Source organism: Rhodococcus sp. IEGM 1379, assembly GCF_030056815.1.
Classification (GTDB): domain Bacteria; phylum Actinomycetota; class Actinomycetes; order Mycobacteriales; family Mycobacteriaceae; genus Rhodococcus_F.
Window position 1 is genome coordinate 1 of record NZ_JASHKR010000035.1, and the last position, 4,591, is coordinate 4,591.

Below are 4,591 nucleotides of genomic sequence, written 5' to 3' on the forward strand. Positions count from 1 at the left end.
GCCGGGTTCTCGGGATCGATCTGGTCGTAGCCGACACCGCACACCACGTCGACCTTGTCCACGAACACTCGCTTGGAGTGCTTGGGAACGAAGTAGCTGGTGGCGTGGTTGATGGTGTTACCCGGAGCGCCGCGCACACCGAACATCTGACGCGACGGCTGCTGAAGCGGGCCGAAAGCGGAGAGGTTCTGGTTGCCGTGGCGATCGAGCTGGTTGGCGCCCATGACTACGTGGCGACGACCGGAAGCGACCACGTCGAACACCTTGCGGAAAGGCATCCATCCTTCGATGGGGCCCTTCGCTCCGACGCCCGGGGTGTCCTCGAAAATGAGGGCTTCACCATCGGTGATCAGGAGGTCAGGTTCGGTGGTCAACCGAGCCAGGCGAGCACCGATGGTCGACGACGTCGACATCGGGCTGGCCATGATTTCGCCTGCACCGGAAAAGATTTCGGCGCATGCGATGACGACGTACTCTGCGCGGGTGACGGTTGATTCACTCATGACGCCTGCTCCTCTGCGAACTTCTTCACTGCTGCCTGGTAGTCCTCTTCGCTGCCGGAGAGGAAGGTATCGACAAATGCCTGCCACGACTCGGGGGTCTTGGCTGCCTCGGCGTAGTGGCGCTGGAACTTCTCGTCGCGGCCGTAGCTTTCGCCGGCCAGTGTGAAGTGAGCACCGTTCGGGGCCTCGACGACGCCGTCGACCATCATGCGGTTGAGCAGAAGATTCTGCAGCGGAACGGTTTTGACCAGTTCCTCGGTCTCGACGATCTTCTCGACGGAGACGTAACGCTTCTCTGCTGCCATGCAGTACAGGTCGTCGAAGTACGGATCGACGCCGTTGTAGGCGGCATTGCCGTGCTTGTCGCCGAGGTTGAGGTGAACGAACGACGCGTCGAGGTTGAGCGCGGGCATCGCGATCAGCGTCTCGGAGCGGCCGTCGGCCTCGGGGTACGGGGAGGTGACGGTCTTGAGCTCGTCGCCCCAGAAGTTGCGGACGTCGGATCCCAGGCCTGCGCGGATCGGCAGGAAGGGGAGACGGGCAGCGGCGGCTTCGAGGCCGCACTTGACCATGCCCTCGTCCATTTCGCGGGATTCGATCTCGCCATTGGTGCGAGCCTTCGCGAACCACGGATCGTAGAACGGTGCGGAGTCCAAGGACACGAAGCCGTAGTACGCCTTCTTGACCTTGCCGGCCGAGCACAGCAGGCCGAGGTCCGGTCCGCCGTACGTGACGACGGTCAGGTCCTTGATGTCCGAGCGCAGGATTGCTCGTACGAAAGCCATCGGCTTACGGCGAGATCCCCAGCCGCCCAATCCGATTGTCATTCCACTACGGAGCTCGCCGACAACCTCGTCGAGCGACATTGTCTTGTCACGCTTGCTAGCCATGATGTCTCAGCCTTCCTTCTGGGTTGCGTTCTCACGCGGCTTGCCGGTTGCGACGAACTCGTCGCGATGCTCGTCGGATACACCGAGCAGGTTGAGCTCGAAGGTGTAGCCCTGCTCGAGGCGGTAGCTGCTCTTGACGTCGACGGGGTCGATGCCGTTGATAGCTTCCTTGGCGCAACGGATGATGCGCGTGTCCTTGGCAGCGATCTTGGCGGCGATCTCGCGGGCGCAGTCGTCGAGCTTCTCGCGCGGGACCACGTCGTAGACCGAGCCGAACTGCTTGAGTGTGTGGGCGTCGACGCTCTGAGCCGTGTAGTACAGCGCGCGCATCATGTGCTGCGGTACCAGGCGAGCGAGGTGGGTGGCTGCGCCGAGTGCGCCGCGGTCGACCTCGGGGAGAGAGAAGATCGCGTCGTCGGAAGCGACGATGACGTCAGCGTTGCCGACCAGGCCGATGCCGCCGCCGACGCAGAAGCCGTTGACGGCCACGACGACGGGAACAGCGCAGTCGTACACGGCCGCGAAGGCTGCGGCGCAGCCACGGTTGGCGGCGACCAGGGCGTCGTAGCCGTCGGTGGCCTGCATCTCCTTGATGTCGACGCCGGCGTTGAATCCGCGGCCTTCGGCCCGCAGGATCACTACGTGGGTGTCCAGGTCCTTACCCGCGTCGAGGATCGCGTCGGCCAGGTCGAACCATCCCTGTGACGGGATTGCGTTGACCGGCGCGTAGTCGATGGTGACCGTGGTGATGCCGGTTCCGTCGGAGGAGGTGCTGATGCCCATATCGGGTTTCCTTACGTCTGTGTACCAAACCAAGCGATTGCTTGGTAAGTTAGCACACAAGCGGAGCCGACAAGCCCGAGCAGAGTGCAATAGGAGATAAAAATGAGTGGATTGGTCGACGGACGCGTAGTCATCATCACCGGGGCAGGCCGCGGTATCGGACGCGCACACGCACTGGCATTTGCTGCCGAGGGCGCCAAGGTAGTGGTCAACGACATCGGTGCGGGTGCCGACGGCTCCGCGACCGGTGAAAGCCCGGCCGAGCAGGTTGTTGCCGAGATCATCGCCGCCGGTGGCGAGGCTGTAGTCAACGGCGACGACGTCGCCGACTGGGCCGGTGCCGAGAACCTCATCAAGACCGCCATCGACAACTTCGGTCGCCTCGACGTGCTGGTCAACAACGCAGGGTTCCTGCGCGACCGCATGCTCGTCGGCATGAGCGAAGCCGAATGGGATGCCGTCACGCGCGTCCACCTCAAGGGCCACTTCGCGCCCCTGCGCCACGCCGCTGCCTACTGGCGCGCCCAGGCCAAGGCCGGCAACGTCATCGACGCACGCATCATCAACACCAGCTCGGGCGCGGGCCTGCAGGGCTCCATCGGCCAGGGCAACTACGCCGCAGCCAAGGCAGGCATCGCCGAGATGACCATCCAGGCAGCAGCCGAGTTCAAGAACTACGGCGTCAGCGTCAACGCGATCGCGCCCTCGGCACGTACCCGCATGACGGTCGGTGCCGGCGGCGCAATGGCCGAGATGATGGCAGCTCCGGAAGAGGGCTTCGACGCCATGGCTCCCGAGAACGTCTCACCGCTCGTCGTCTGGCTCGGTAGCGCCGAGTCCAAGGACGTCACAGGTCGCGTCTTCGAGATCGAGGGCGGAAAGATCACCGTCGCCGAAGGATGGCGTCACGGACCGAGCGAAGACAAGGGCGATCGCTGGGATCCCAAGGAAATCGGACCCGTCATCGCTTCGCTGCTGGAGAAGGCAGAGACCCCGACGCCGGTGTACGGAGCGTAAATACCCACTGATTCTGAAGGATTTCGCTCGCTCAGCGAACGAAATCCTTCAGAATTGGGTCACCAGATCTTTACGCGCTTTTCCGGCTCCAAATACAGTGCATCGCCCGGCTTGACGTCGAACTCCTCGTGGAAGATGTCGAGGTTGCGGACTACGCCGTTGCAGCGGAATTCCGGCGGTGAATGCGGATCGACGGCGAGCCGACGCAAAGCCTCGGCTTCACGAGCCTTTGTCCGCCACACCTGAGCCCACCCGAAGAACACGCGCTGCAAACCGGTGAGGCCGTCGATGACGGGCGGTTCGGTGCCTTCGGTCGCAATCTTGTACGCCGCGATCGCAATGGAGAGCCCGCCCAGATCGCCGATGTTCTCGCCGATAGTGAACTCACCGTTGACATGATGCCCGGGCAGTTCCTTCGGTTCGAATTCGTTGTACTGCTCGATCAAAGCTTTTGTGCGCTTGCTGAACTCGGTGCGATCGTCGTCGGTCCACCAGTCGACCATGTTGCCGTCGCCATCGTACTTGGCGCCCTGATCATCGAAACCATGCCCGATCTCGTGTCCGATGACTGCGCCGATTCCGCCGTAGTTAGCGGCGTCGTCAGCGGCAGCGTCGAAGAACGGGGGCTGCAAAATCGCTGCGGGGAAAACGATTTCGTTCATTCCCGGGTTGTAGTACGCATTGACTGTCTGCGGGGTCATGAACCACTCGTCGCGGTCGACGGGACCACCCAACTTGGCGAGGTCGCGATCGTATTCCGCGGCGTATCCGGCGCGGTAGTTTCCGACGACGTCGGTCGCTGAAATCTCCAGGCCGGAGTAGTCACGCCACTTGTCGGGGTAGCCGATCTTGGGAGTGAACTTGTCGAGCTTGGCCAATGCCGCCTTGCGGGTATCGGGGCTCATCCACTCGAGGTCGGAGATGTTGCGGCGGTAGGCTTCCTGGAGGTTGCCGACCAACTCCAGCATGCGAACCTTGGCCTCGGCCGGGAAGTGGCGCTCCACGTAGATCTTGCCGACGGCCTCGCCGAGCAGGTCCTGGACCATGCCGACTCCGCGCTTCCAGCGCTCACGGTTCTCTTCGGTACCGGAGAGCGTTGTGCCGTAGAACGCGAAGTTCTCGTCCACCAATGACGAATGCAAGTACGGGGCGCGTGAATGGATGACTTTCCAGGCGGCCCAGGCCTTCCAGTCGTCGAGTTCTTCCGACGCCCACAGTGCGGTGAAGTTATGCAGGAAATCGGGCTGGCGAACAACGATCTCCGTGAACTTCTCGGAAGTAGTACCCAGGCCGGACAGCCAAGCAGCCCAATCTAATCCGGGATTCTGCTCGGTCAGTTCCTCGAAGCCCATCAAGTTGTAACTCAGCTCGGCGTCACGACGCTTCACTACATCCCAG

5 protein-coding genes are annotated in these 4,591 nt (G+C 62.7%); 1 reads left to right on the forward strand and 4 read right to left on the reverse strand.

The window, feature by feature from the left end; translation table 11 throughout:
• From ipdB to echA20, 3 genes are all read right to left on the reverse strand, one after another.
• A partial coding sequence (gene ipdB / locus QM600_RS18155) for a cholesterol ring-cleaving hydrolase subunit IpdB (RefSeq protein WP_283262889.1) occupies nt 1-503 on the reverse strand: 503 nt, incomplete at its 3' end.
• Complete coding sequence (ipdA, locus tag QM600_RS18160; RefSeq protein ID WP_094270028.1) at nt 500-1,393, reverse strand: cholesterol ring-cleaving hydrolase subunit IpdA; 894 nt, start codon at nt 1,391-1,393, stop codon at nt 500-502. The genes ipdB and ipdA, both read right to left, overlap by 4 nt.
• Nucleotides 1,394-1,399: 6 nt before the next feature.
• Nucleotides 1,400-2,176 carry a (7aS)-7a-methyl-1,5-dioxo-2,3,5,6,7,7a-hexahydro-1H-indene-carboxyl-CoA hydrolase gene (echA20, locus tag QM600_RS18165; protein WP_283262890.1) on the reverse strand — a complete coding sequence of 259 codons (777 nt, stop codon included), beginning with the start codon at nt 2,174-2,176 and terminating at the stop codon, nt 1,400-1,402.
• 102 nt (nt 2,177-2,278) lie between these two features.
• Here echA20 and QM600_RS18170 point away from each other — a divergent pair, with 102 nt between their 5' ends.
• Nucleotides 2,279-3,193 (forward strand): SDR family oxidoreductase, encoded by a 915-nt coding sequence (locus QM600_RS18170; protein WP_243617808.1) that lies wholly within the window; start codon nt 2,279-2,281, stop codon nt 3,191-3,193.
• Nucleotides 3,194-3,252: 59 nt separating this feature from the next.
• Here the strand turns inward: QM600_RS18170 and QM600_RS18175 are convergent.
• The coding region (locus QM600_RS18175; RefSeq protein WP_283262891.1) for a M13 family metallopeptidase at nt 3,253-4,591 on the reverse strand (1,339 nt) is incomplete at its 5' end.

Excerpts from the sequence above, each read along its gene's own strand:
- ipdA (WP_094270028.1), bottom strand. The coding sequence starts at position 1,393 with ATGGCTAGCAAGCGTGACAAGACAATGTCGCTCGACGAGGTTGTCGGC.
- echA20 (WP_283262890.1), bottom strand. The coding sequence starts at position 2,176 with ATGGGCATCAGCACCTCCTCCGACGGAACCGGCATCACCACGGTCACC.
- QM600_RS18170 (WP_243617808.1), top strand. The coding sequence starts at position 2,279 with ATGAGTGGATTGGTCGACGGACGCGTAGTCATCATCACCGGGGCAGGC.